The following is a 24,011-nucleotide window of genomic DNA, read 5'->3' on the forward strand; positions in this document are numbered from 1 at the left end:
TGGGGGGGACGACGGTGAGCACCGTCACGCTCAAGGATGTGACCAAGGTATTCAGGGATGGCACCATGGCCGTCGACAGCATCAATCTTGATGTTAACGACGGCGAGTTCATGGTGCTCCTCGGGCCGTCCGGTTGTGGAAAGTCCACCGTTCTGCGGATGATCGCCGGGTTGGAGGAGCCGACAAGCGGCGCGGTCCTGCTCGACGGAGAGCTGGCGAACGACCTGCCGCCCCGGGACCGCAAGATCGCCATGGTCTTCCAGGACTTCGCGCTCTACCCGCACATGACCGTCGGCGACAACATCGCCTTTCCCCTGCGGCTGGCCGGTGTGGAGCCGGAGCCGCGCGGCGAGCGGGTCGGTGACGTGGCCAGCGCGCTGGGCATCGGTGACGTGCTGGCCCGCAAGCCTGGCCAGCTCTCCGGTGGGCAGCGGCAGCGGGTGGCGATGGGCCGGGCGATCGTCCGTCGGCCCGGCCTGTTCCTCATGGACGAGCCCCTGTCGAACCTGGACAGCGGCCTGCGTGCGGAGCTGCGCGCGGAGATTTCCGGCCTGACCCGGGAGCTGGGTGTCACCACCGTCTACGTCACCCACGACCAGGCCGAGGCGCTCACCATGGCCGACCGGGTGGCCATCATGCGTAAGGGTGTCCTCCAGGACGTGGGCACACCCACCCAGGTGTACGGCCGGCCGGCGACGCTCTACGTGGCCGCCTTCCTGGGCAGCCCGCGGATGAACCTGCTGGAGGCGTCGGTCTACGTCCACCTCGACCGGTACGTCACGCTGAACCTCGGGGACCAGTCGCTCTACCTGCCCTGGAACGACATCCGCAGTCGGGCGGTGGCGCACTACCACGGTGAGCGGATCGTGGTCGGCATGCGGGCCGAGGCGCTCACCCCTGTCGCACCGGACAGCCCGGGCGACGTGCTGCGCGGGCGGATCCGCTACCTGGAGCACCACGGGCACGAGTCGCTGGCGTTCCTCGACATCGGCGCCACCGCGATCATGGTCGACGAGATGGGCGCTCCGCTCGACCCGCCGCCGGTGGGCCAGCGTGGCCTGCGGCGGTTCGGTTCGGTGATGCAGCGCCTCACCGGTAAGCCCGTGGAGCCGCAGGAGGCGCCGAGCAGCGGCGCCCAGACCAGCGTGCTTCCCGATCCGGGCCGGCACCACCGCCGCCCGGCGGAGCTGGCGGTGCGGCTGGCGCCGTACCCGGCGGTCAGCGCCGGTCACCCGCTCGCCGTCTCGGTGCGGATGGATGCGCTGCACTTCTTCGACGAGCGGGGCGCCCGGATCGACGTGGGTTGGCGCTGACGACTCGCCGGAGCAGGGTGGCGGCCGAGTCCCGGGTGCCCTACCGTCTGCCCACCCAGTCCACAGTGACAGACCACCGAAAGGGGTGCGCCCGTGTCGGGTGACCGTCCCAGCCCGCTCGTCATCGAGCGCATCCTGCGCGACCGCGAGGGCATCTGGCAGCAGATCGTGGCCGAGCGTGACCTGAACAAGCTGACCGGGCGGATGCTGGCCAGCTCCGCCATCGCGCTGGCCTGCTACGGGGCGGTGCTCGGTTTCTTCCACAGCCCGCTGATGGCGCTGACCTCGGCGCTGAAGCTGCCCCTGCTGTTCCTGGTCACGTTGACCATCTGCCTGCCCACGCTCTACCTGTTCAACCTGGTCTTCGGCGCGCGGCTCTCGGTGCGGCAGTCGTTGGCGCTGGTGATGGTGGCGATCACCGTCACCTCGATGCTCGCGGTGGCGTTCGCGCCGATCAGCCTCTTCTTCCTGATCACCGCGAACGACTACGGGTTCTTCAAGCTGCTCAACGTGGCGATCCTGGCCCTGTCGGCACTTGTCGGGTTGCGCTTCCTGACCAGCGGCATGCAGGTGCTCAACGACAACGGCCTGCTCGCGCCGTCGCCCGCCAACGCCCAGGTGAACGCGCCCGCCAACGCCCCGGCCCCGGCCGTACCGGCCGCGGTGCCCGCCGCCTCGACGCCGGCAGCCGCTCCGGTCGCCGGCGCGAGTGCCGAGCCGGCGACCGCACCGACCGCGGTCGCGGTGGCGGAACCCACCCCGAACGGCGCGACCGCCGCGCCGGCGCACGTGCCGGCCCAGTGGAGTGGCCAGCCCGCGGGTGCCGCGAGCACGCTGCCGCCCGGCTACCCGCCCTCGTGGAATGACCGCTCGCTCCGACGCGGCGAGCCGACGCAGCGGCCGGCGAGCATGACACTGCTCTACATCTGGATCCTGCTCTTCGGTTTCGTGGGCACCCAACTAGCGTGGACGCTGCGCCCGTTCTTCGGCGACCCGGGCCAGGACTTCGCGTTCTTCCGCAGCATCGACGGCAACTTCTACGCGGAGATCCTGCGGACGATCGCCAACCTCTGACGGCCTGGCGAAAGCGGAAAAGTCCTGGTTGCCGGCCACGTTACCGGCTAGTAACGTCAGCTCATGACAATCGACTCCCGCCAGGTGGCGGCCGGCATGCTCGAAGCGGTGCCCTTCGCCCGTACCCTCGGCTTCGAATTTGTCGAGGTGGCGCCCGAGGCGGCGGGCGGGGTCCGGGCAGTCGTCCGGATGCCCGACTCGCCGGCCACCCACAACCACGTCGGCGGCCCGCACGCCGGCGCCATCTTCACCCTCGGCGAGACGGCCTCCGGCGCGGTCGTGCTGGCGGCCTTCGGGCACCTGCTCGACCGGGCCGTGCCGCTCGCCGTCCGCGCCGAGATCGCCTACCGCAAGCTCGCCATGGGCCCGGTGCGGGCCACCGCCCGGCTCGGCCGGCCGGCCCTCGACGTGATCGAGGAGTTCGAGTCCGGCCGGCGGCCGGAGTTCGGCGTCGACGTGGAGATCACGACCGAGGACGGCACGCCGACCTCGGCCCTGACGGTGATCTGGACGCTGCGACCCAACTGAAACCGTGTCGAGGAGGCCGAAACGGGTTTGCCGGCCCAGCGGGGTGGATAGATTCGTACCGTGCTGGGCCTACCCGCTCACGTGACCGCCTGTCTCTTCGATCTGGACGGTGTGCTGACGCAGACCGCCCGTGTGCACAACGCCGCCTGGACGCAGACGTTCGACGAGTTCCTCCGGCAGCGTGCCACCGCCTCCGGCGAACCGTTCCAACCCTTCGATCCCGGGCCGGACTACAACCGCTACGTCGACGGCCGACCCCGCGCCGACGGCGTCCGGTCGTTCCTCGCCTCCCGCGGCATCGTGCTGCCCGAGGGCACCCCGGACGACCCACCGGACGCCGACACCGTCAACGGCGTCGGCAACCGCAAGAACGTGCTGCTGCTCAAACACCTGCACGACGTCGGCGTCGAGGTCTACCCCGGATCGGTGCACTACCTGCAAGCGGCAGCCGCCGCCGGGCTGCGCCGGGCGGTGGTGACCGCGAGCGCCAACGGAGGCGAGGTGGTCGCCGCGGCAGGGCTCGCGCCGCTGCTGGAGGCCCGCGTCGACGGGCTGGTGGCGCGTGCCGAAGGGCTGCGCGGAAAGCCGGAACCGGACACGTTCCTCGCCGGGGCCAGGCTGCTCGGCGTGGACCCGACGCGGGCCGCCGTCTTCGAGGACGCGCTCTCCGGCGTGGCCGCCGGCCGTGCTGGCGGCTTCGGTTACGTGGTCGGCGTCGACCGGGTCGGGCAGGCCGACGAGTTGCTCGCGCACGGCGCCGACATCGTGGTACGTGACCTGGCCGAGCTGCTCGACGCCGCCGAGTCGGCGGGGCCGCCCCGCACCGCCGCCGCGCACCAACCGAGCACCCAACGGGACCGCGCGTGATCCGGGAGCGGGCCTATCCGGTCGAGCCGTGGCACGTCCGCGAGACCCGGCTCGACATGGACGTGCTGGCCCAGTCGGAGTCGGTCTTCGCGCTCTCCAACGGGCACGTCGGGCTTCGCGGCAACCTCGACGAGGGCGAGCCGCACGGGCTGCCCGGCACCTACCTCAACTCGTTCTACGAGCTGCGCCCGCTGCCGTACGCCGAGGCCGGCTACGGCTTCCCCGAGTCCGGGCAGACGATCGTCAACGTCACGAACGGCAAGCTGATCCGGCTGCTCGTCGACGACGAACCACTCGACGTGCGATACGGGGAGCTGCTGGCCCACGAGCGCATCCTCGACATGCGGGCCGGCACCCTGCACCGGGAGCTGCACTGGCGCTCGCCAGCCGGCCGGGAGGTAAAGGTCCGCAGCACCCGCCTGGTCTCGTTCACGCAGCGGTCGGTCGCCGCGATCAGCTACGAGGTGGAGGCCGTCGACGGCCCGCTCCGGCTGATCGTGCAGTCCGAGCTGGTGGCCAACGAGTCGCTGCCCGCGCAGAGCAAGGATCCCCGGGTCGCCGCGGTGCTGGAGTCACCACTGCAGGCCGAGGAGGAGCTGACCACCCCGGACGGGGGGCAGCTGATCCACCGCACCAAGGTCTCCGGGCTGCGGGTCGCCGCCGCGATGGAGCACGAGGTGCACGGCCCGGACCGCACCACGATCGAGTCCGAGGGCTACCAGGACTGGGTACGCACCACGATCGCCTGCGTGCTCAAGCCCGGCGAGAAGCTACGGGTGATCAAGTATCTGACGTACAGCTGGTCGAGTCGGCGATCGCTGCCCGCGCTGCGCGACCAGGTCGGCGCGGCGCTCGCCGGCGCCCGACTGGACGGCTGGGACGGCCTGCACCGGGAGCAGCGCACCTACCTCGACGCGTTCTGGGACGCCTCCGACGTGCTCGTCGAGGGTGACCCCGAGGTGCAGCAGGCGGTGCGGTTCGGTCTCTTCCACGTGCTCCAGGCCGGGGCGCGGGCCGAGCAACGGCCGATCTCGGCGAAGGGGCTGACCGGCCCCGGCTACGACGGGCACGCCTTCTGGGACACCGAGATGTTCGTGCTCCCGGTGCTCACCTACACCCAGCCGAGCGCGGTGCGCAGCGCGTTGCAGTGGCGGCACAGCACGCTGGACTCCGCGCGGGAGCGCGCCGAGACGCTCAACCTCAGGGGTGCCGCGTTCCCCTGGCGGACCATCGAGGGACCGGAATCCTCCGGCTACTGGCCGGCTGGCACGGCTGCCTTCCACATCGCCGCCGACATCGCCGACGCCGCGCGCCGCTACGTGATGGTCACCGAGGACACCCAGTTCGAGCGGGAGATCGGGCTGGAGCTGCTGGTGGAGACCGCCCGGCTGTGGCGCTCGATCGGCCACCACGACCGGCACGGCCAGTTCCACATCGACGGTGTCACCGGCCCGGACGAGTACACCGCCGTGAAGAACGACAACATCTACACCAACCTGATGGCACAACGAAACCTGCTCGCGGCCGCCGACGTCGTGATGCGCTACCGGGACGAGGCGTTCCACCTCGGGGTCACCGACGAGGAGGCGGCGAGCTGGCGGGACGCCGCCACCTCCATGCACATTCCCTACGACGAGGAACTCGACGTGCACCAGCAGGTCGAGGGCTTCACCCGGCTGCAGGAGTGGGACTTCGCGCACACCCCGGCCGAAAAATACCCGCTGCTGCTGCACTACCCGTACTTCGAGCTGTACCGCAAGCAGGTGGTCAAGCAGGCGGACCTGGTCCTCGCCATGCACTGGCGGGGGGACGCGTTCACCCCCGAGCAGAAGGTCCGCAACTTCCTCTACTACGAGCGCCGCACCGTCCGCGACTCGTCGCTGTCGGCCTGCACGCAGGCGGTGCTCGCCGCCGAGGTGGGCCACCCGGAACTCGCGCACACCTACCTGCGCGAGGCCGCCCTGATGGACCTGCACGACCTCAACGAGAACACTCGTGACGGCGTACACATGGCGTCGTTGGCCGGCGCCTGGCTCGCCCTGGTCAGTGGGCTCGGCGGGCTCCGGGACCACGACGGCGAGTTGTCCTTCGCGCCCCGGCTCTCCAGCCGACTCAGCCGGCTGGAGTTCTCGCTGCAGTGGCGGGGGCTGGCGCTGCGGGTGGATGTCCGCCCGCACCAGACGACGTACTCGCTGCGGCACGGCGGTCCGGACGACGTGGTGGAGTTGCGCCACCACGACCAGGTGCTGCGGGTGACCTGCGACGAACCGGTGACGGTGCCGGTGCCGCCGGCCGAGCCGGCCGGCCCGCCGCCCGAGCAGCCACCGGGCAGGTCACCGCTGCTGCGGTTGCCCGAACGCGCGAACGTGACGTGACGGTCGGGGCGGGAGTGCTCCCGCCCCGACCGGCACCACCACGTCACGTCAGACGGGTTCGCCTGTCGACGGCCGTCCGATCGCGTCCCGGGGCGCCGCCGCCTTCGGGTCGTCGGGCAGCCGGGCCGAGGCGGCCTGGTCCCCGAAATCCTGATCCCCGACGTCCTGATTGCGCTCGGCGTCCTGTTCCCGCTGGGTCCGCTCGGTCAGCTGTTGCTGCTGGGAAATCTGCTGCTTGGCCATGGCGATCCTCGCGATCCGTCGGGGCGCGGTTGCGCCGACACGGGCTGCGGTCGCTCGTCGCGTACCCGGCGCCCTAGCGGGCAAACGCGGCCCGGCCGCGTGCCCACGGCCCGGACCGACGCGGCCGCCGACGGGCGTGCCGAGCGGCGGGCGGGGTACCCGGAGCACCGGCGAGCACCGCGGAGGTGGGGACATGGACGAGCACCGCGGCACGGTGACCATCCCGGTCGGGGACGTTGCGCTCCCCGCCGACCTGATGCTGCCCGCTCAGCCGGTCGGTGTGGTGCTCTTCGCGCACGGCAGTGGCAGCTCCCGGCACAGCCCGCGCAACGTGGCGGTGGCCCGTACGCTTCACGACCGCGGGCTCGCGACGGTGCTCGTGGACCTGCTCAGCCCCGCCGAGGACGAGGTGGACGCCCGCACCGCCGAGCTGCGGTTCGACATCGGACTGCTGGCCAGCCGGCTGGCCGGGATCGTCGACTGGTTGGCGGTCGAGCGGCCCGCCGGTGACGTTCCGATCGGTCTGTTCGGTGCCAGCACGGGTGCCGCCGCCGCCCTTGTTGCGGCGGCGTCCCGCGCGGATCGGGTGGGCGCCGTGGTCAGTCGGGGCGGCCGGCCGGACCTGGCCGGCGCGGCGCTGGCCCAGGTGCGTACCCCGACGTTGTTGCTCGTGGGGGGCCTGGACGAGGAAGTGATCACGCTGAACGAGCGGGCGCTCGCGGAGTTGGGGGAGGTCGGTGAGCTGCGGGTGGTCCCGGGCGCCACCCACCTCTTCGAGGAGCCCGGCACCCTGGAGCAGGTCGCCGAGCAGGCCGGCGCGTGGTTCACCACGAAGCTGCGCTGACCATCACCCTCAGGACGTGAGGGCGGAGGCGGCGCGACGCTGTTGGACGGTGTCGATGACGCGCCAGAGGACGGCGGTGATCGGGACGCTGACGAACGCGCCGGCTATCCCCGCGATCAGCGTGCCGGCGGTGACCGCCACCAGGATCACCGCCGGGTGCAGCCGGACCTGTCGCTTCATGACCAGTGGCTCCAGCAGGTTGCCCTCGATCTGCTGCACGGCGATCACGGCGGCCAGGGTGAGCAGGGCGGTGGTGGGGCCCTTCGCGGCCAGTGCCACCAACACGGCGACCGCGCCGGCCACCGTCGCCCCGATGATCGGCACGAAACCGCCGAGGAAGGTGATCAGCGCCAGCGGCAGGGCGAGCGGCACCCGCAGCACCACGAGCGCCAACCCGATGCCCAGCGCGTCGATGGCGGCGATGAGCATGGTGCCCCGGCTGTACGCGCCCAACGTCTGCCAACCGGCCCGGCCGGCCTCGGCCAGCACCGGCTGGTTCGTGCCGGACACCCGCGACAGCACCCAGTGCCACATCGACCGGCCGTCCTTGAGCAGGAAGAAGAGCAGCACCAGGGCGAGCAGCGCGGAGCCGAACACCTCGGTGGCGGTCCGGGCGCCGGCCACCGGGTCCGGCGAGCTGCCTCTGAGGCCCTCCCGGGCCTGGTCGACAAGCCGGTCCAGTTGCGCGTCGCTGACCGGCAGCGTGGACGTCACGAAGTCCCGGCTGCGCTCGACCCCCTCCGTCAACTGTTGGCTGAGCTGGTCGAACTGGCTGGCCGTCAGATTCCACACCAGGGCGCCGACACCGACCAGGATGCCGAGCAGCAGCAGTACGGTGCACAGCGCGGCCAGCGCCGCCGGCAGGCGCAGCCGACGAAGCAACAGCAACACCGGGTCGAGCAGCGCGGTGAGGAAGATGGTGGCGGCCAGCGCGATGGCCAGTGGTGCCAGCAGGACGGCGATCTTGCCCAGGAGGTAGAGACCGGCGATGACCACCACCAGGCAGGCGCTCCACGACACGGCGGTCCGGACCAGCCAGGGCAGGGCCGCCCAGGTCTGGCGCGGCCCGGGGCCGCCTGTTGTCGCCTCGGGTCCGTCTGCGGCCATGTCGGTCCTCCTCGATCTCGGCGAGGTCGGTACCCAACCGGTGGCGCGCTGACACCCGTACCGCTGCGTTGGTCGCTGCCCGCGCGGATCGTACGCCGGCCGGCGTCTACCGGGTGGGCGTTCGCGGAGCGCGCGGCGTCAGTGTTGTTGCCTCCCGGGTAGCTCGTCCACCGAGCTGGGCCGGCCGCTCAGCGCGTCGCGGATCCGGTCGACCAGACCGATGCCGGGGGCGAGCAGTCGGTTCGCCGGCGGATGGTCAGGTGCGCCCGGGTGGGGCCGGGTCGGGCCGATCTTCTTGACCGTCGCCACCCGGTCGGCCGCCTCGATCAACTCCTCCCGGGCGGTCGCGGCGCGCAGGCGAGGAAAGAGTTCGTTCTCCTCCTCCCGTACGTGGTGTCGAATCGTGCTGGTCAGGCGGGCGAGGAGTTCGTCGAAGCGGGGGTCGGACGGGTCGACGGCCTCCAGTTCCTTCATGGTCCGCTCGGCGTCGGCGTGCTCGGTGATCTCCTGGTCGGCGATCTCCGCACCGTCGGGCAGCGCCTTGCGGGCGATCGGGTAGACGTACGCCTCCTCGGCCACCGTGTGGCGGACGAGTTCGGCGATCACCACGTCGACGAGGTGGCGGCGGTGCTCGGGGGTGCCCTGCCGGGTCTCCAACTCGACGAAGAGCGCCTCGACCTCGCGGTGGTCGGCGACCAGGATGTCGACGACGTCATGGTCGTCGGTGGTCTCTCGGTTACGCATCTGACGGCCCCTTACCGGTTGCGGATCGGTGGGAGGTGTGTGGCCCTGGTACCCCCACGGGGCTGCACAAACCCATGGGTGACGATGGGTACCGGTGGTGCCCGCGGTGCCCGTGGTGGACGACCGGCACGGTTGCCCGGCCGTCGTCGGGGTAACCGCCGCCATGGCCGACGACCGCCCACCCGCCGACCGCGAGCAGTCGCGGCTCGACGACGCCGCCGAGCGGAGCGGCCGGGCGGTCCGGCGGGTGCGCCGCCGCAGCGGGCAGGCCGGACGGATCCGGGCCCGGCAGTGGGAGGTCACTTTGGTGATCTCACTCCAGGCCGGGCTGGCCGCCGCGATCGCCGCGCTGCTCGCCAAGAATCTGCTCGGCCCCGGATCGCACGTCTTCGCTCCCGCCGCCGCCGTCGGTACGATCGCCACCGCCATCGGACAGCGGGCCCGGCGCACCTTCGCGCTGCTGGCCGGTGTGGCCCTGGGCATCGTCATCGGCGACACGTTGCGTTTCCTGCTCGGCTCCGGCCCGTGGCAGACCGGCGTGGTGGTCGCGCTGGCCATCGCCGCCGCGCTGCTGGTGGCCGGCAAGGGCGGGCCGCTCGTCGGGCAGGCCGGCGGTACCGCCGTGCTGATCGCCACGCTGGCCCCGATGGAACGAGGGCTGGAGGTGCCCCGGATCTTCGACGCGCTCGTTGGTGGGGTGGTCGGCCTGGTGGTGGTCGCGCTGCTGTTGCCGATCAACCCGATGCGGGTGCTGGACCGGGCCGCGGCGCCGATCTACGCGACCCTCTGCGCGCAACTCGGCGACCTGGCGACCGCGTTGCGGGCGCGCGACGGCGACGGGACGATGCGCGTCCTGGAGAAGCTGCGTGGCACCGACGACGATCTGGGCCGGCTCCACGACGCGCTCAGTGGCGCGGAGGAGGTGGTGACGATCGCTCCGGCCCGCTGGCACCGCCGCGAGCAGTACCACAGGTACGCCCGCAGCGCCGATCACCTGGAGCGGCTGCTGCTGGACACCCGCGCACTGGCTCGGTGGGCGTCGACAGCATTGCAGTACGACGAGCCGATCCCGCCCGAGCTGCCGGACGCGATGGGCCGGTTGGGTCAGGCGGTGGCGGAGATGCGGACGGAGAGCCGGACCGGTGACGACCCCCGGCGTACCCGTCGGTTGGTCGAGCAGTGCGCCGAGCTGGCCGGGCGAGCCTCCGCGAGCGGGGTCAAGTCGTTCGGCGAGTCGCTCGTCACTGGGTTGCGGACGTCGGCAAGCGACCTGCTCCGGGCGTCCGGTTGTGAACCCGACGACGCCAATCGGATCGTGCGCCGGGCGGCGGGCGTCGGCATAGCCCAGGTGCACCCGCCGGTCCGGCGACACCTGCGGCGGATCCGTCCGACCCGGGCCGCCCGGGTCCGCCGTCGTGCGCACCTGGCCGCCCGAATGCGCGACGACGGCCGGGCCGGTCGCCCCGCGAGGAAGCGACCGGCCCGGTGACCTGCTCGGATTGTCAGGCGGAGTAGCCCCGCTCCGCGATCCAGTTGGCGACCTTCGGCAGGCTCACCCAGTACTCGCCGAGCGCCGGGTCGGCCGGGTCGGCGACCCGGATGGTGTCGCCACCGTCGCGGTAGCCGACGAGGGTCAGGTAGTGGCCGCCCTCGTACGAGTGCGGGTTGCCGTCGGTGTCCACGGTCGTGCCCTTGATGTTGGCCACCACCGGTCGACCGGCGTCCACCGCTGCCCGTACGTCCCGGCGGAGCTGCTCGACCTGGTCCGGGCGGGCCACCGAGTCACGAATCTCGGTGGTCCGGTACTTACCGCCGGTCAGCTGGTTCAGGACCCGGGTGGTGTCCAGCGCCGAGGGGGTGCCCGCCTCGGTGGTGCCGAGCAGGTTTGCCACCGCGTCCTGGTCGAGCGCCTTGCCCTGGGCGGACAACGCGATCCGCGTCGCGGCCGGGCCGCAGTAGAAGAAGTTCGGCTGAGCCTGGTAGTCGACGTCGAGGATCCGCTCGGCGGACCTGTCGGTCTGGCTCGACGAGGTCGGTGCGGCAGGTGCCGGTGCGGCCTGGGCGGCCACCGCCGGGCCGAGGGCGCAACCGCCGGCGACAAGCATGCCGACGACGGACAGCCCGCTCTTCTGGATGATCGGGTTCATTGTCGAGTCTCCGTTCGGGGGTTGTGCGCCTCCGACCGTCGGAGGGCAGCAGCACCGGGAATGGCGCTCGGCTCAGCACGGGGCGACGACCAGCGGCCGGTCTCGGCCCTGGGCGTACCGGGTAGGCAACGGCTCCGCGGTGGCGGGCATTCCGCCGGCCCCCGGGCGTGTGTCAAAGCCCCTGGCCGGCCTGCGGCGGCCCAGACGACGACCGGGCCGCGCCCTGGGTGCGGGTGTCGCCGATGAGGTGCAACCGCTGCCGGCGGGGTGGGATTCCGGCGCGCTACGTCACAGGCTGCCGAGCAGCCCGGTCACGGTGATCTCGATGACGACGCGTTCCGGATTCGGACGTGGGGTCCGATACCGCTCGGCGTAGCGGCGCTCCGCCTCCGCCACGGCGGCCCGATCCGACCGCAGCACCGCGCGGCCCTCGATTGTCAGCCAGCGGCGGCCGTCCACGTGGCAGACCGCCACCGCCGCGCCCGCCGCGCCGGCGGCGGCCACCTGGCGGGCCTTACGAGAGCTGCCGGAGGTGATGACCCGGGCCAGCCCGGCCGCCGGATCGAGGGTCACCCCGACCGGTACGACGTGTGGGGTCCCGTCGGCACGAATCGTGGTCAGGGTCGCGAGGTGACGTTCCGCGCAGAAGGCGACAACACGCTCGTCGCGCACGTCCAACCGATGATCGCCCGCCATGCTCGTCCCCTGTCCACCGAACCGACCCCGATCATGGCACCTGACGGCGTGCCCGCTCCCGATCGGTCGACGATTCCGGCTGGGCGGGCAGTTGGTGGCCGGCGGCCCGACGCTTGTGCACAAGCCGGGTGAGGTAGATCAGCGCGGCGGCCAGGACACCCATGTCGTCCAGGTAGATCGGATCCGGAAGGATGTCGATCGGGAAGATCGTGTAGACGAGCGCGCCGTAGAAGGCGACCTTGCCGCCCGCCCCGAGGCCGGTCAACATCCGTCGCGTACGCACCACACGCACCGCCAGCACCACGGCGCCGACAAGCGTGGCGATCGCCAGGATGCCGCCGACCACCACGAGGACCCACGCCTGTCGGGACATGCCGTCACGCTAACCCACCGGAAGCCGTACGGCTCAGAACGCGGGCACCGCCGCGCGGCCGCGAGCGGTCACCTTGTTCTCCCGGGTCTGCTCGACCAGCGGCTTGGCAACCTCGCTGAGCGGCAGCACCGACGCCGACTCCGCGACCCGCCGCCCGGTCGCGGCGTGGGCCTCCTCGCGCAGACTGCGGGCCGCCGCGACGGCCAACTCGGCCGCCCGCCAGGCAACCTGCTCCTGGTCGCGGGCCGCGGCGTGCCGGGCCGCCAGGTTGTCCCGGATCGCCCGCCGCAGCACCAGTTCCTGCGCGACCGGGTGCAGCCGCGGGTCCCAGCCGTCGCGGTGCGCGAAGACGTCGCTGAGCTGCTCCACCGACAACTCCCGCCGCCAGTACGCGTCCAGCGCGGCACGGTGCAGGTAGCGCTCGCGGTCCGCGTACTCGGCGGGGGTCCGGACGGTCTGCGGCAGTGGCATGGCGGCTGCCGCGTCGAGGCGTCGGACGGCGGCCTCGGCGGCCTCGTACGCCTGCCAGGCCGCCTCGACCTCCTCCTGCGCGGCCACCCACTCCGTCCGGCGGCGCGAAGCGGTGGTGGTCGCCCGCGTCGCGGCCACCGCGACCTCCTGCGCGTAGCGGCTCTGCTCCCGCTCCTCGTGCGCCTGTTCGAGTTGGCTCGGCATGGCCGCGCGGCGGATCCGGGCGCCCGGGTCGAGGCGGAGCCGGCCGGGCCGCAGCAGCAGGGCGGATACGGCGACGGCGACGAGCACGAGCAGGCTCAGCCAGATGACGGCGGCCCGGGAGAGGTCGGGCAGGGCGGCGGAGAGGATGGTTCGCATGATCAGCACCTCGCGGTCGAAGGCGGGTATCGACGGATGGCAGGAGGAACCCGACGGCGGCGGTCGGCCGGGCGCCGGGGTCATCCCGTCGAGGGCGACTCAGCGGCTGCGACGGACAACCCGGGACCGGGCCCCGGGGATCACCGGGCCAGGATCAGCGGGTGGGTGGGCCGCGTCGCGCGACAGCGCCACGGCCGGGATCGACGGCGGGAGCCCGACCTGGGCCCTCCGCGATCGGCCCGGCAAGCGTGGCCGTGTCCGTCGTGCCGGCCGGCCGGGCGGCAGCGGGCTCGGCCGCCCGCTCGGTGACCGGCGTGGCATCGGGACGGACACTTGCCACCCGGCTGCTCACGGCGCTGGGCCGTAGCTGCGTCGAGGCGGGCGGTGGGGAGGCGGCGAGGGCGCCGCCCAGGCCGACCGCGAGCACCAGCGCGGTGATCGCCAGTCGGGTCAGCTCACGCAGTGACCGCAGCACAGCCCAACGGGCCGGGCGGACAAACACTGCGGACGACACCCGACAAACCTATCGCCTGCCCCGCCGTGCCGCAGCACGGCGACGGCCCGGTGCGGCGTGACCGCCACCACCATGCGCACTGTGGACGACGGGGAACGACACCCGGAAAAGGCGGTGCCCCCGGTCGGATCGGATCCGGTCGGGGGCACCGCGCGTTGGCCTGCGGCGGGTCGTGGTCAGTTGCCGGTGCCGAGCACCGGCGGCGCGGCGTGCTCGCCGTCGTGCCACACCATCTCGTCCTCGGTCAACCAGGTCAGCCGCTCGTCGGAGTCGTCGTCCTCCGGCCGACCCCGCCCACCGAGCACGCCGGCGCTGTTGCGGCCGGAACCCACACCACCCGTCGCGGCCCGACCGCCGTTGCCGCCACGCTGGCCGTCCACGCTGCGCCCGATGCCGCTGGCAGACCGACCTTCGGCCGGGGGCGCACCACCTGACGGCCGAGCCGAGGAGGTGGGGGTGCCGCTCGAACCGGCGAGCGCGGCGGTGCGCAGGACCCCACCGGCCGGTGCTCCACCTGGCGCCCCGTAGAGCAGCCCGGGGCCGGCGCTCGCCGCGGTGGCCACCGGAGCCGCGCCGGACAGGCCGGCCAGCCCGGCGGCGGCGCCACCGGTGAGCAGCGCGCCGCTGACCAGCGGATCCGCACCGGCGAGGACGGTGCCGCCCCGGTCGACGTCGCTGCCGGCGCCGAGCGGGCCGGTGGCCACGGCGGGCGTGCCACCGATGCCCGCGCCACCCCGGTCGGAGACCGGGCCGTCACCGAGGACAGGTGGTGGGTCGGCGCGCTCAAGCTTCGAGATGGTCGCGCCGCCGGTGTGCGCGGAGACGTTGCTGCTGCCGGGCCCGGCGCTCGCCCTGGCGACGGCCGAAACGCTCTGCGGCGTCGTCGGCTCCGTGTTGATCCGGTTGGGGGTGTCCGGGTCGGGCAGCGGCGGATCGACCACCCGGTCGTACGCGGAGATCTCGTAGCCGCTGGCCAGCTCGGCCACCAGGTTGACCATCCGCTGGTGGGCCTTCTCCTGCTCCTGCTTGTCCTGCTGGTGACCCACGAAGCCCATGACCATCGCGCCGGGCAGACCGAAGGTGGTGGCACCCTTGATCGTGCCGGAGATCGCCTTGTCGTTGTCGTCGGTCTCCTCGGGGCTCTCCGCCTGCTTGTGGGCAGTGCGCAGATGGTCGGCCATCATGGTCAGCCCCTGCTTGATGCCCGACATCCCGTCGCTCAGGGCGTCGGAGTGGGCGACGATCAGGCTGAGCCGCCGGTGGAACTCCCGACCCGCCGACCCCGTCCAGGTGTTGCCGAGCTTCTCCAGGTCGCCGCTCAACTCCCGGCCGAGCCCGTCGAGAATCCCCTTGAGCTCGGCCCACTGGGCGGCAACGCCCTCGATCTGCTCCGGCTTGCCGGCCATCACGCCGTCGTACAACTGCTGGTGGCTGCTGTCCTGGTAGCGCGCGGTGTACTCAGACACGGCCGTTCTCCTTCGGCTGCAACGCCCGATCGACCCCGGTCAGCGCCGCGGACACGTCGGTGGCGTTGGCGGCGTTACGCGCCTCGGCGGTGCGGTAGTTGGTCAGAATCGTGCCCGTGGCCTGCTGCGCGGCAAGCACCGCCTGCCGGATCCGCTCGGCCTGATCCACATAGGACTGGTGCACCTCGCTGTAGCGACGCGCCTTGTCGGTGGCGTCGAAGAACGAGCCCAACGCCGGAGGGCGGCACTGCATCTCGTTGTTGAGCTTGCGCAGCACCGACTCGACCTGGCTCAACCGCGAAGCGAGGTGATCGTGAAAGTCCTCGAGGGACAACAGGTCGACTTCCGTACGCCCGGCCATGGCAACATCCCCGTCGTTCTGGTTGACAACCGTCAGCGGCATTCAGGTTAGTCCACCGCCGCGCTTCGGTGCGACCCGTCACGGCTGCTCAGCCGTTGCCCCCGGTCGATCCCGCCGGCGTCCCGCCGCCCGCTCCACCGACCGGCGGGCCGGACGGCGGCGGTACGACTGCCGGCGGTACCACTGCCGGCGGTGCGGCCGCTGGCGGTGCGGCCGGAGCCGGGGCGTCGGGTGCGAAGACCGCCATCGCGTTCTCCTGGGTGAGGGTGGGCCCGGTCGGGATCAGCGCGAGCAGCGAGCCGGGCACCGCCAGCGGGGTGACCCCTCCGTACCCGAGTACGTCGAGTGTCGCCGCCGAGCCGAGTGGATAGCGGATGCCCTGCGGGGTGATCAGGTAGATCGTCGACCCGGCGGCGCCGGATCCACTGGTCCCGGCGCCGGGCGAGGCCTGCGCGATGACGCCCTTGCCGCCGGGCAGCAGCACCGTCTCGGCGGTGCGGACGGCGTCCCGCCTGGTCTGGGGCGCCGGCACCGGGCCGCCCGCGGTCAACTCGGCCGGCGCCCGGTCGAAGACCTCCAGGGTGGTGGTCGGCTGGCCGCCCGCGCTGCCCGCCCGGTACGTCGCGCAGAGCGTGGTCTGACCGGGCCTGGCCTGGTAGACGGCCGGCAGCGCGGTCGGCAGCCCCTCCTCGTCCACCCGCTGCTCGACGTAGAGCTCGCCAGCCTGATCCGGGGTGATGTCGGTGATCTGGCCGCCGCCGCGCACCATCAGCAGCGCGGTGATCTCACTGATCGGGGCGAGACCCTCTCGGGTCAGTACGTAGTGCTGCCCGGCGGCGCTGAACACCTGACCGACGATGGCGGGCCGGCCGGCCACCGTCCGCACGCTGCTCTCGCCCTCGCCGGGCAGCGCCGGTTTGCGCAGCGGCGGCCCGGCCGGCACGGCGTTGAGCAGTTGCTGACCCACCCGCAGCGGAGTGGCGCGGGACATCTTCAGCGCCGTGATCGTCGGATCCCCGTCGAGCACCTGGAGGCGGGAGTTGTTGGTGAGCAGATACCGCTGATCGTCCATCACGACGAGCACCGCGCGGTCGCCCAGCGGCACGCCGCCGGGCAACGCCCGGTCGATCACCAACCGGGTGCTGGAACGCGCGGGGTCGACCGGGTCGGGCACGTCGCAGACCGACCAGGGCAGGCCGGTCAGCGACTTGCGGCCCGGCAGGGCGTCCGGCGCGCCGACGATGCCGAGGGTGAGCCCGCGGGGCTGGTCCCGCAGTGCCGCCTGGGACATCGTCCGGGCCTCCGCGTCCGGCTGGTTGAGCACCAGGCGGGCCGAGGTGTAGTTGAGCGTCGGATGCAGCTGCCCGTTCATGAACACGTACGTCGCGCCGGTCTCGCGTTCGATGACGAGCGTCTGGTCCTTCAGTGGCACCGTGTTGCCGGTCAACTGGCCGTAGGCACCGACCCCACCGAGCACGACGGCCGCGGCGACGACACTGCCGAAGACGGCCATGCCGAGCCGTCGCATCGGCAGGTTTGTGGTCTCCGGGTCGCCCGACAGCAGCGCGGAGACGATCCGGCGGGTGACGAAGCGGTACGCCTGCACCTGATCGCGGCGGGTCCGCATGACTTACCTCCGGCGGGGTGGATCCGCGACGATCAGGTCGGGGTGCCGTCGCGGGCTTCCCTACGATAAGGGGCCGACGGAGGTTCCTTGGGACCACCGCTCGTGGTCGGCACCGGACCGACCCGGTGCAGAGCCGTACCGTGCAGGAGGGACAGTCAGCGATGACGCAGGTTCAGGCGCGACCCGCCCGAGCGGCCACGGACCCGACCGAGGTGACGGCGCGGCCGACGCCGCCGACGGACCGCCCCGGTCGTGGCCGGCTCGGCCCGGTGCTTGTCGGGCAGATCGTCGTGCTGGAGCTGTGCGTGCTCGGCGTCTGGGCCGCGTCGGCCGGGCCCAGCTGGCTGCTCGCCGTGGCGGCCGGCGGCGGGGCGCTGCTCGTCGGCGCCACCTTCGCCCGGCACGGAGGCCTCTGGTGGTTCGAGTACCTGCTGTTGCGCGGGCGGCTGCGGCGGCGCGGTGAGCGCGCGTCCGCGGTGGTGGGTGGCGGCACCGCGGGCGACCCGCGGTTGGCGGCGCTCGCCCCCGAGTTGAGCGTGATCGAGTTGACCGACCGCGGCACCCGACTCGGCATCGGGCGTGACGACGAGGGCTGGTTCGCGGCCGTCGCGTTGCAGCCCGCCAGCGGCGCGACGGCCGGCTCGGTGGCCGCGTCCACGGTGGACCGGGTGGTGCAGGTGCTCGCGGACTTCAGCGCCCCGGTCTCGCGTACCCAGGTGGTCGCGCACACCCTGGTGTGGTACCCGACGCCCGGTGCGCCGCCGGCGGCGCACCGGACCGTCTGGGTGGCGCTGCGGCTGACCGTCGGCGATGCCCGGGCAGAGGCGGTGAGCCGGGGCGGTGGGCTCGCGGGTGTGCACCGGACGGTGGCCGCCGGGGTCGGTCGGTTGGGCAAGGCGCTGACCTCGGCGGGGCTGGCCCATCGGCCGCTCAACCGGGACGAGCTGCGCGCGGCCGTCGTCTCGGCCGCCGGCCTCGACCTGGGACCGGAGGCGCCGGCGGAGACCTGGCGCGAGCTGCGCGGCGGTGGCTGGACCCATCGTTGCCTGGCGCTGCGCGGCCGTTCGGACGTGCCGCTCGGCCCGCTCGTGGACGCGATCACCGCGACCTCCGCGCCGTCGCACACGGTGGCCGTGACGGTCTCGGTGGACGGTCGGGTGGCGTCACCGCTGCTGCGGGTCGCCGCGATGGACAACCACGTCGAGGCGCTGGTCAAGGTGGTCCGCGACATCGCACAGCGGACGGGTACGTCCGCCCGACCCATGGACGGCCAGCACGGACCTGCCGTCTACGCCACCGCGCCCGTCGCGTCGGCGCTGGGTGTCTCCACCCGGCATCCGCGTTGACAGGTGTGGCCGGCGCCGCCGGTCACGGCCGGAGGTTGACGATCCAGCCGTAGAGCCCGCAGACCCAGAACGCGAGCGGGACCAGCGAGATGATCAGCATGATCTCGGCGATGTCGAGCAGCCGGCCCCAGACCGGCGAGATGCGCTTACCGGCGACGGTCAGCCCGTAGATCAGGCTGACCACGGCGGCCAGCACCAGCCCGCCCAGGATCAGGCCGAGCTGAACCGGCAGCGACCCGCCCGCGAACGTGGCGGCGGCCGCCAGGCCCAACCCCACGGTGCCGGCCAGCAGCACGGGGGTGCGCTGGGCGCGGCCCAGCAGCGGTCGGGCCCGCAGCAACGACAGCAGGGCCAGCACCAGGCACAGCAGCACCGCCGCCCCGCGCCCGTCCAGGGCGAGCACGATCTGTGCGCCCAACACCAGCACCGAGACCGTCCACAGCAGACCCGTCATGAACTGGTCGGCGCGTTCGCTGCGCTGGAGCACCTGCCGGCCGTCGACCGACTCGCTGTCGGTCTTCAGGTCCTCCGGACCGGTCGGGATCGAGGGCACCGGCAGTCGCGCCAGCCGGTAGGCCGCCATCGGGAGTGCCGGCACCACACCGAAGGCGACGGCCGCCACCGCCGCCGCGGCGGCCGGCGCGTCGAGGCCGAGGACCAGGCAGAGCAACGCTCCCAGCCCGGTGGCGGCACCCACTCCGATCGCCGCGAAGAAGAGCGGATAACGGTCACCGACCGCCAGCACGGCGACCGCGCCCGCGACCACCGCGGCGGTCGCCGCGAGCAGCACGTGCGGGCTGGCCAACTCGGTGAGCGGCCGGTCGCCGGCGAGCAGCAGCAGACCACCGACGGCGGCATGCCCGAGGGCGACCATGGCCAGCACCGCGCCGGTGCGGCTGTCGGCGGCGGCCCGGGACAGCACCGCCGCGCCGACCAGCAGCGCCACCGCCACCAGCAGGGCGGCCATCGCGCCGGGCAGGTGTGGCGGGCCGGCGAAGAGGGCGGCGAGCGCGCCGGCGCCGAGCGCCGACGCTGCGAACACCACAGCGAAGGACCGGGTCGCGCCGGTCTGCCAGGCGCCGGGGCGTTGGTTGGTAGCGGTGGCGACGGCATCGACCACGTCGTCGAAGACGATCTCGGGCGCGGCCGCGGACCGGGGGTTGAAGTAGAGCACCTCACCGTCGCGGACGCTGAGCTGCGCGGTGGTACGGCCACCGTCCAGCGGCGCTCCGCCCAACCTGGACAGTGCCCAGCCGCCGTGTCGCGCGCCCTCGTCGGCCATGTCCTCGCCGGCGTAGCGCAGCAGGGTGGGGAGCAGGTCGGCCAACGGGACGTCCGACGGCAGCGCCAGATCCATCCGGGTACGCGGGGCCACGATGGTGATCCGGCTCAGACCACCGGTCGCCGTCTTCGTCGCCACAGTGGCCTCCAGGTGTGCGTCGGGTGCTCGGCTGGCCGCGATGGCGCGCTCCGGGTCCACCGCGCCCACGGCAGATTACCTACGATGGCGGGCACGTACGATGCCCACCCGCGGGCTCCGGTCCGCGGCGGCACGTCATCAGGCCGCTTCTGGGGAGGAGACAGCCGTGAGCACGGTGGTGTTCCGCCGGCTCCCGCGTCAGCCGGGACCGGCTCTACCGCGTGGTGAGGTGCTGCTGGAGTCTCCTCCCGAGCTGCCCGAGCCGACACCCCGCGGGATGGGGCAACTGCTCATGATCCTGCCGATGTTCTGCGGGGTCGGTGCGATGGCGTTCCTCTACGCCGGCAAGGGCGGCGGCATGATGACGTACGTCGCCGGTGGCCTCTTCGGTGTCTCGATGCTCGGCATGGCGATCGGTTCGCTTGCCAACAACGGTGGCAAGGACAAGGCCGAGCTGAACGCCGACCGGCGCGACTACATGCGTTACCTGGCCCAGATGCGCAAGCGCACCAGGCGGGCCGCCGAGCAGCAGCGGGCGGCGATGACCTGGCGGCACCCGGAGCCCGACGCGCTCTGGTCGATCGCGGCGTCCCGGCGGCTGTGGGAGCGACGGACCACCGAGGACGACTTCGGCGAGACCCGGATCGCGCTCGGCCCGCAGCGACTGGCCGTGGAGATCGTCCCGCCGGAGACGAAGCCGGTGGAGGACCTGGAGCCGATGAGCGCCATCGCGCTCCGCCGGTTCGTCCGCGCCCACTCCACAGTCCCCGAGTTGCCGACCGCGTTGTCGGTGCGCGCGTTCAGCCGGGTGGCGCTGCGCGGCGACCGGGCGCCGGTGCTCGACCTGACCCGGGCGGCGCTCGGGCAGCTGGCCACCTTCCACGCCCCGGACGACCTGGTGGTCGCCGTGGTCGCCGCCCCGGACCGGCAGCCGTCCTGGGACTGGGTGAAGTGGCTGCCGCACGCCCACCACAGCGGGCGTACGGACGCCGCGGGCGCCCGCCGGCTGGTCTTCGCCAGTCTGGCCGAGGCCGAGGCGTCGCTCACCGCCGAGCTGGCCGGGCGGCCTCGGTTCGCGCCCGAGGCCAAGCCGCTGACCACCGCCCCGCACCTGGTCGTGGTGATCGACGGTGGCGAGATCTCGCCGACCTGCCAACTGGTCGGCCCGGGGCTGCTCGGCACCACGGTGATCGACCTGTCCGGGACGGTGCCCCGCGACGCCGGTCGCTGGCTGCTCTGCCTCGACGTGGCCGACGGAAGCTCGCTCGACCTGGTCCGGGGCACCTCGTCGTCGCCGCTGGGTCGCCCCGACCGGCTCAGTGCCGAGGCGGCCGAGGGGCTGGCGCGGCAGATCGCCCCCTATCGCCTCTCCCAGCAGCAGGCCAGCAGCGATGAGCCGCTGGCGCGCAGCACGGAGCTGCCGGACCTGCTCGGCGTGGGCGACGCGGCGACGGTGGACGTGCAGCACACCTGGCGTCCACGCGGTCACCGCGACCGGTTGCGGATCCCGCTCGGCGTCGGCCCGGACGGCAACGTGGTCGAACTCGACTTCAAGGAGTCCGCGCACGAGGGCATGGGCCCGCACGGCCTGGTGATCGGTGCCACCGGCTCCGGCAAGAGCGAGCTGCTCCGTACGGTGGTGGCCGCCCTGGCGGTGACCCACTCGTCGGAGGAGCTGAACTTCGTCCTGGTGGACTTCAAGGGCGGCGCGACGTTCGCCTCCCTGGAGGCGTTGCCGCACACCAGCGCGGTGATCACCAACCTGGCCGACGAGTTGCCGCTCGTCGACCGCATGCGCGACGCGCTCGCCGGCGAGATGGTGCGCCGGCAGGAGTTGCTGCGGGCGGCGGGCAACTACGTCTCCCGCTTCGAGTACGAGAAGGCTCGGGCGGCCGGTGAGCCGCTGGCCCCGATGCCCAGCCTGTTGATCATCTGTGACGAGTTCAGCGAGTTGCTCGCCGCCAAGCCCGACTTCATCGACCTGTTCGTGATGATTGGCCGGTTGGGTCGGTCGCTGGGCGTGCACCTGCTGCTGGCCAGTCAGCGGCTCGAAGAGGGCAAGCTGCGTGGTCTGGACACGCACCTGTCGTACCGGATCGGTCTGCGGACGTTCTCGGCCGTGGAGAGCCGGATCGTGCTCGGCGTGCCGGACGCGTACGAGCTGCCGAACGCGCCGGGCCACGGCTACCTGAAGACCGACACCAGCACCATGCTGCGGTTCCGGGCCGCCTACGTGTCCGGGGCCTATCGGGCGCCGGGGCAGCAGGCCGCCGCGTCGCAGGCGTTGGTGCAGCGCCGGATCGTGCCGTACGGCCTGGACTTCATCGCGGCACAGGTCCCGCAGCTGCCGGTGGACACCGCTCCGGAGCCCGAGCAGCCGGCCGACGGCAAGGCCGTGGCGATGCTCGACGTGCTGATCGGGCAGCTCAAGGGTCGGGGCCGCCCGGCCCACCAGGTGTGGCTTCCGCCGCTGGCCGAGCCGCCGAGCCTGGGTGAGTTGCTCGGCCCGCTGGCCGTCGACCCGACCTACGGGCTGTGCACCGCGTCCTGGCCGGGGCGTGGGCGCCTGACCGTGCCGGTCGGGGTGGTGGACCGCCCGTACGAGCAGCGCCGCGACCCGATGATGGTCGAGCTGGCGGGGGCCGGCGGCAACGTGGTCATCGTCGGCCGGTCGCTGAGTGGCAAGAGCACGATGCTCCGTACGCTGCTCGCCTCACTGGCGCTCACCCACACGCCACGTGAAGCGCAGTTCTTCTGCCTGGACTTCGGCGGAGGCGCGCTGCGCAGCCTGGAGCGTCTGCCGCACATGGCCGGGGTGGCTGGTCGGCGGGACGTCGAGGCGGTACGCCGGACGGTGGCCGAGGTGGTCGCCGTGCTCGACGAGCGGGAGGCGCGCTTCGCCCAGCACGGCATCGACTCGGTGGCCAGTTACCGTCGTCGTCGGGCCGCCGGTGAGTTCGCCGACGACCCGTTCGGCGACGTGTTCCTGGTGGTGGATGGTTGGAACACGGTGCGCCAGGAGTACGAGGAGCTGGAGCAGACGATCACCACGCTGGCCAACCGGGGTCTCGGCTTCGGCGTGCACGTGGTGCTCACCGCCGTGCGGTGGGCGGAGATCCGGATCAACATGCGCGACCTGCTCGGCACCAAGCTGGAGCTGCGGCTCGGCGACGCGTCCGAGTCCGAGATCGACCGCCGCGCCGCGACGAACGTGCCGGAGAAGTCGCCAGGTCGTGGCCTGACCCGGGACAAGCTCCATTTCCTCACCGCCATCTCGCGGCTCGACGGTCGTCGCGACATCGACGACCTGAGCGAGGCGTCGCTGGCCCTGGCCGGGCACGTGGCCGCGAACTGGCCGGGTCGTCCGGCACCGAAGGTGCGGCTGCTGCCGCGTCGGTTGCCGGTGGCCGAGCTGGCCCGGATCATCGACCGGTCGGCGCCGGGTCTGCCGATCGGTGTCAACGAGTCGGCGCTCGCGCCGGTTTACCTGGATCTGGCCAACGAGCCGCACCTGACGGTCTTCGGCGACGCCGAGTGCGGCAAGACCAACCTGCTGCGGCTGATCGCCCGGGGCATCACCGAGCGCTACACGCCCGCCCAGGCGCGGCTGGTGATCGCCGACTACCGGCGTGGCCTGCTGGGCGTGGTGGAGGGCGACCACCTGCTCGACTACGCCCCGTCCAACCAGGCGTTCGCCCAGGGTCTCGCGTCGATCCGCAGCGCGTTGTCCAACCGGTTGCCCGGCCCGGACGTGACCACCGCGCAGCTGCGCGATCGCAGCTGGTGGAAGGGCCCGGACCTCTACATCCTGGTGGACGACTACGACCTGGTGGCCTCCGGTGGGAGCAACCCGCTCAGCGCCCTACAGGAGTTGTTGCCGCAGGCCCGCGACATCGGTCTGCACCTGATCGTCACGCGTCGCGTGGGCGGTGTGTCCAGGGCGCTCTACGAGCCGGTGTTGCAGCGGTTGCGCGAGCTGGACTCGCCGGGCCTGCTGATGTCGGGCAACCGGGAGGAGGGCACCGTCTTCGGCACCCTGCGACCGAGCCCGCAACCGCCGGGCCGGGGCACCCTCGTCCGCCGACGCGACGGCCAACAGCTGATCCAGACCGCCTGGGCCGAGCCGTCCTGATGG

The 24,011-nt window shown here is 72.7% G+C and carries 21 protein-coding genes; 9 read left to right on the forward strand and 12 right to left on the reverse strand.

The genetic code is table 11. From position 1 onward, the window contains the following. Positions 1-14 precede the first annotated feature (14 nt). The 5 genes from ACPXBU_RS33550 (at position 15) to ACPXBU_RS33570 (ending at position 6,157) form a co-directional block, all read left to right on the forward strand. Positions 15-1,313 (forward strand): ABC transporter ATP-binding protein, encoded by a 1,299-nt coding sequence (locus ACPXBU_RS33550; protein WP_393367064.1) that lies wholly within the window; start codon positions 15-17, stop codon positions 1,311-1,313. A gap of 93 nt (positions 1,314-1,406) precedes the next feature. Continuing rightward, positions 1,407-2,387, forward strand: coding sequence for a hypothetical protein (locus ACPXBU_RS33555; protein ID WP_425761239.1), 981 nt, complete (start codon positions 1,407-1,409; stop codon positions 2,385-2,387). 63 nt (positions 2,388-2,450) lie between these two features. After that, positions 2,451-2,915, forward strand: coding sequence for a DUF4442 domain-containing protein (locus ACPXBU_RS33560; protein ID WP_393365862.1), 465 nt, complete (start codon positions 2,451-2,453; stop codon positions 2,913-2,915). Between the two features lie 60 nt (positions 2,916-2,975). After that, positions 2,976-3,782: an HAD family hydrolase gene (locus tag ACPXBU_RS33565; RefSeq protein ID WP_425761240.1), complete on the forward strand. Its 807-nt coding sequence runs from the start codon at positions 2,976-2,978 to the stop codon at positions 3,780-3,782. Further along, complete coding sequence (locus tag ACPXBU_RS33570) at positions 3,779-6,157, forward strand: glycoside hydrolase family 65 protein (RefSeq protein WP_425761241.1); 2,379 nt, start codon at positions 3,779-3,781, stop codon at positions 6,155-6,157. The genes ACPXBU_RS33565 and ACPXBU_RS33570 overlap by 4 nt, the downstream gene beginning before the upstream one ends. 48 nt (positions 6,158-6,205) lie before the next feature. Here the strand turns inward: ACPXBU_RS33570 and ACPXBU_RS33575 are convergent, their stop codons facing one another. After that, positions 6,206-6,400: a hypothetical protein gene (locus tag ACPXBU_RS33575; protein ID WP_425761242.1), complete on the reverse strand. Its 195-nt coding sequence runs from the start codon at positions 6,398-6,400 to the stop codon at positions 6,206-6,208. Positions 6,401-6,593: 193 nt separating this feature from the next. On the opposite strand from ACPXBU_RS33575, the gene ACPXBU_RS33580 reads away from it, so the two are divergent. Beyond that, positions 6,594-7,244: a dienelactone hydrolase family protein gene (locus ACPXBU_RS33580; RefSeq protein ID WP_425761243.1), complete on the forward strand. Its 651-nt coding sequence runs from the start codon at positions 6,594-6,596 to the stop codon at positions 7,242-7,244. Between the two features lie 9 nt (positions 7,245-7,253). Here ACPXBU_RS33580 and ACPXBU_RS33585 read toward each other — a convergent pair whose 3' ends face one another. Together ACPXBU_RS33585 and ACPXBU_RS33590 are read right to left on the reverse strand one after the other, a co-directional pair. After that, entirely contained in the window at positions 7,254-8,351 is a 1,098-nt protein-coding gene (locus ACPXBU_RS33585) for an AI-2E family transporter (protein WP_425761244.1), read from the reverse strand. A 138-nt stretch (positions 8,352-8,489) separates the two neighbouring features. Then, complete coding sequence (locus ACPXBU_RS33590) at positions 8,490-9,095, reverse strand: hemerythrin domain-containing protein (RefSeq protein WP_425761245.1); 606 nt, start codon at positions 9,093-9,095, stop codon at positions 8,490-8,492. Positions 9,096-9,201: 106 nt separating this feature from the next. Between ACPXBU_RS33590 and ACPXBU_RS33595 the strand changes: the two genes are divergently transcribed. After that, entirely contained in the window at positions 9,202-10,584 is a 1,383-nt protein-coding gene (locus tag ACPXBU_RS33595) for an FUSC family protein (RefSeq protein WP_425761246.1), read from the forward strand. Positions 10,585-10,597: 13 nt separating this feature from the next. Here the strand turns inward: ACPXBU_RS33595 and ACPXBU_RS33600 are convergent, their stop codons facing one another. The 8 genes from ACPXBU_RS33600 to eccB all read right to left on the reverse strand — a co-directional run bounded on the left by ACPXBU_RS33600 (position 10,598) and on the right by eccB (position 17,110). Beyond that, positions 10,598-11,242: a C39 family peptidase gene (locus tag ACPXBU_RS33600; protein WP_393365877.1), complete on the reverse strand. Its 645-nt coding sequence runs from the start codon at positions 11,240-11,242 to the stop codon at positions 10,598-10,600. 288 nt (positions 11,243-11,530) lie between these two features. Then, on the reverse strand, positions 11,531-11,938 hold the full coding sequence (locus tag ACPXBU_RS33605; protein WP_393365879.1) for a pyridoxamine 5'-phosphate oxidase family protein: 408 nt from the start codon (positions 11,936-11,938) through the stop codon (positions 11,531-11,533). A gap of 31 nt (positions 11,939-11,969) precedes the next feature. After that, positions 11,970-12,311: a hypothetical protein gene (locus tag ACPXBU_RS33610; RefSeq protein ID WP_393365881.1), complete on the reverse strand. Its 342-nt coding sequence runs from the start codon at positions 12,309-12,311 to the stop codon at positions 11,970-11,972. 33 nt (positions 12,312-12,344) lie between these two features. Further along, the gene (locus ACPXBU_RS33615; RefSeq protein WP_393365882.1) at positions 12,345-13,142 is read right to left on the reverse strand and encodes a hypothetical protein; all 798 of its coding nucleotides are present in this window, start codon (positions 13,140-13,142) and stop codon (positions 12,345-12,347) included. Between the two features lie 154 nt (positions 13,143-13,296). Next, positions 13,297-13,656: a hypothetical protein gene (locus ACPXBU_RS33620; protein WP_393365884.1), complete on the reverse strand. Its 360-nt coding sequence runs from the start codon at positions 13,654-13,656 to the stop codon at positions 13,297-13,299. A gap of 176 nt (positions 13,657-13,832) precedes the next feature. Beyond that, complete coding sequence (locus ACPXBU_RS33625) at positions 13,833-15,122, reverse strand: WXG100 family type VII secretion target (RefSeq protein ID WP_425761247.1); 1,290 nt, start codon at positions 15,120-15,122, stop codon at positions 13,833-13,835. Further along, positions 15,115-15,525, reverse strand: a complete 411-nt coding sequence (locus tag ACPXBU_RS33630; RefSeq protein WP_393365887.1) for a hypothetical protein — start codon at positions 15,523-15,525, stop codon at positions 15,115-15,117. Before ACPXBU_RS33630 ends, ACPXBU_RS33625 begins: the two co-directional genes overlap by 8 nt. Positions 15,526-15,571: 46 nt before the next feature. Further along, complete coding sequence (gene eccB, locus ACPXBU_RS33635) at positions 15,572-17,110, reverse strand: type VII secretion protein EccB (RefSeq protein WP_425761248.1); 1,539 nt, start codon at positions 17,108-17,110, stop codon at positions 15,572-15,574. A 161-nt stretch (positions 17,111-17,271) separates the two neighbouring features. Here eccB and ACPXBU_RS33640 point away from each other — a divergent pair, with 161 nt between their 5' ends. After that, on the forward strand, positions 17,272-18,456 hold the full coding sequence (locus ACPXBU_RS33640; RefSeq protein WP_425761249.1) for a type VII secretion protein EccE: 1,185 nt from the start codon (positions 17,272-17,274) through the stop codon (positions 18,454-18,456). Between the two features lie 22 nt (positions 18,457-18,478). Here the strand turns inward: ACPXBU_RS33640 and eccD are convergent, their stop codons facing one another. Further along, the gene (eccD, locus tag ACPXBU_RS33645) at positions 18,479-19,945 is read right to left on the reverse strand and encodes a type VII secretion integral membrane protein EccD (protein WP_425761250.1); all 1,467 of its coding nucleotides are present in this window, start codon (positions 19,943-19,945) and stop codon (positions 18,479-18,481) included. A 97-nt stretch (positions 19,946-20,042) separates the two neighbouring features. On the opposite strand from eccD, the gene eccCa reads away from it, so the two are divergent. Beyond that, positions 20,043-24,008, forward strand: coding sequence for a type VII secretion protein EccCa (eccCa, locus tag ACPXBU_RS33650; RefSeq protein WP_425761251.1), 3,966 nt, complete (start codon positions 20,043-20,045; stop codon positions 24,006-24,008). Positions 24,009-24,011 lie beyond the last annotated feature (3 nt).

This window comes from Micromonospora sp. DT231 (assembly GCF_049847025.1).
In the GTDB taxonomy this organism is placed as follows: Bacteria; Actinomycetota; Actinomycetes; order Mycobacteriales; family Micromonosporaceae; genus Micromonospora.

Bases quoted from the DNA above. Each gene is read 5' to 3' on its own strand.
- ACPXBU_RS33605 (WP_393365879.1), bottom strand. From the start codon at position 11,938: ATGGCGGGCGATCATCGGTTGGACGTGCGCGACGAGCGTGTTGTCGCC.
- ACPXBU_RS33580 (WP_425761243.1), top strand. From the start codon at position 6,594: ATGGACGAGCACCGCGGCACGGTGACCATCCCGGTCGGGGACGTTGCG.
- eccB (WP_425761248.1), bottom strand. From the start codon at position 17,110: ATGCGGACCCGCCGCGATCAGGTGCAGGCGTACCGCTTCGTCACCCGC.
- ACPXBU_RS33610 (WP_393365881.1), bottom strand. From the start codon at position 12,311: ATGTCCCGACAGGCGTGGGTCCTCGTGGTGGTCGGCGGCATCCTGGCG.
- ACPXBU_RS33560 (WP_393365862.1), top strand. From the start codon at position 2,451: ATGACAATCGACTCCCGCCAGGTGGCGGCCGGCATGCTCGAAGCGGTG.
- ACPXBU_RS33590 (WP_425761245.1), bottom strand. From the start codon at position 9,095: ATGCGTAACCGAGAGACCACCGACGACCATGACGTCGTCGACATCCTG.
- ACPXBU_RS33615 (WP_393365882.1), bottom strand. From the start codon at position 13,142: ATGCGAACCATCCTCTCCGCCGCCCTGCCCGACCTCTCCCGGGCCGCC.
- ACPXBU_RS33600 (WP_393365877.1), bottom strand. From the start codon at position 11,242: ATGAACCCGATCATCCAGAAGAGCGGGCTGTCCGTCGTCGGCATGCTT.
- ACPXBU_RS33630 (WP_393365887.1), bottom strand. From the start codon at position 15,525: ATGCCGCTGACGGTTGTCAACCAGAACGACGGGGATGTTGCCATGGCC.
- ACPXBU_RS33585 (WP_425761244.1), bottom strand. From the start codon at position 8,351: ATGGCCGCAGACGGACCCGAGGCGACAACAGGCGGCCCCGGGCCGCGC.
- ACPXBU_RS33575 (WP_425761242.1), bottom strand. From the start codon at position 6,400: ATGGCCAAGCAGCAGATTTCCCAGCAGCAACAGCTGACCGAGCGGACC.
- ACPXBU_RS33640 (WP_425761249.1), top strand. From the start codon at position 17,272: ATGACGCAGGTTCAGGCGCGACCCGCCCGAGCGGCCACGGACCCGACC.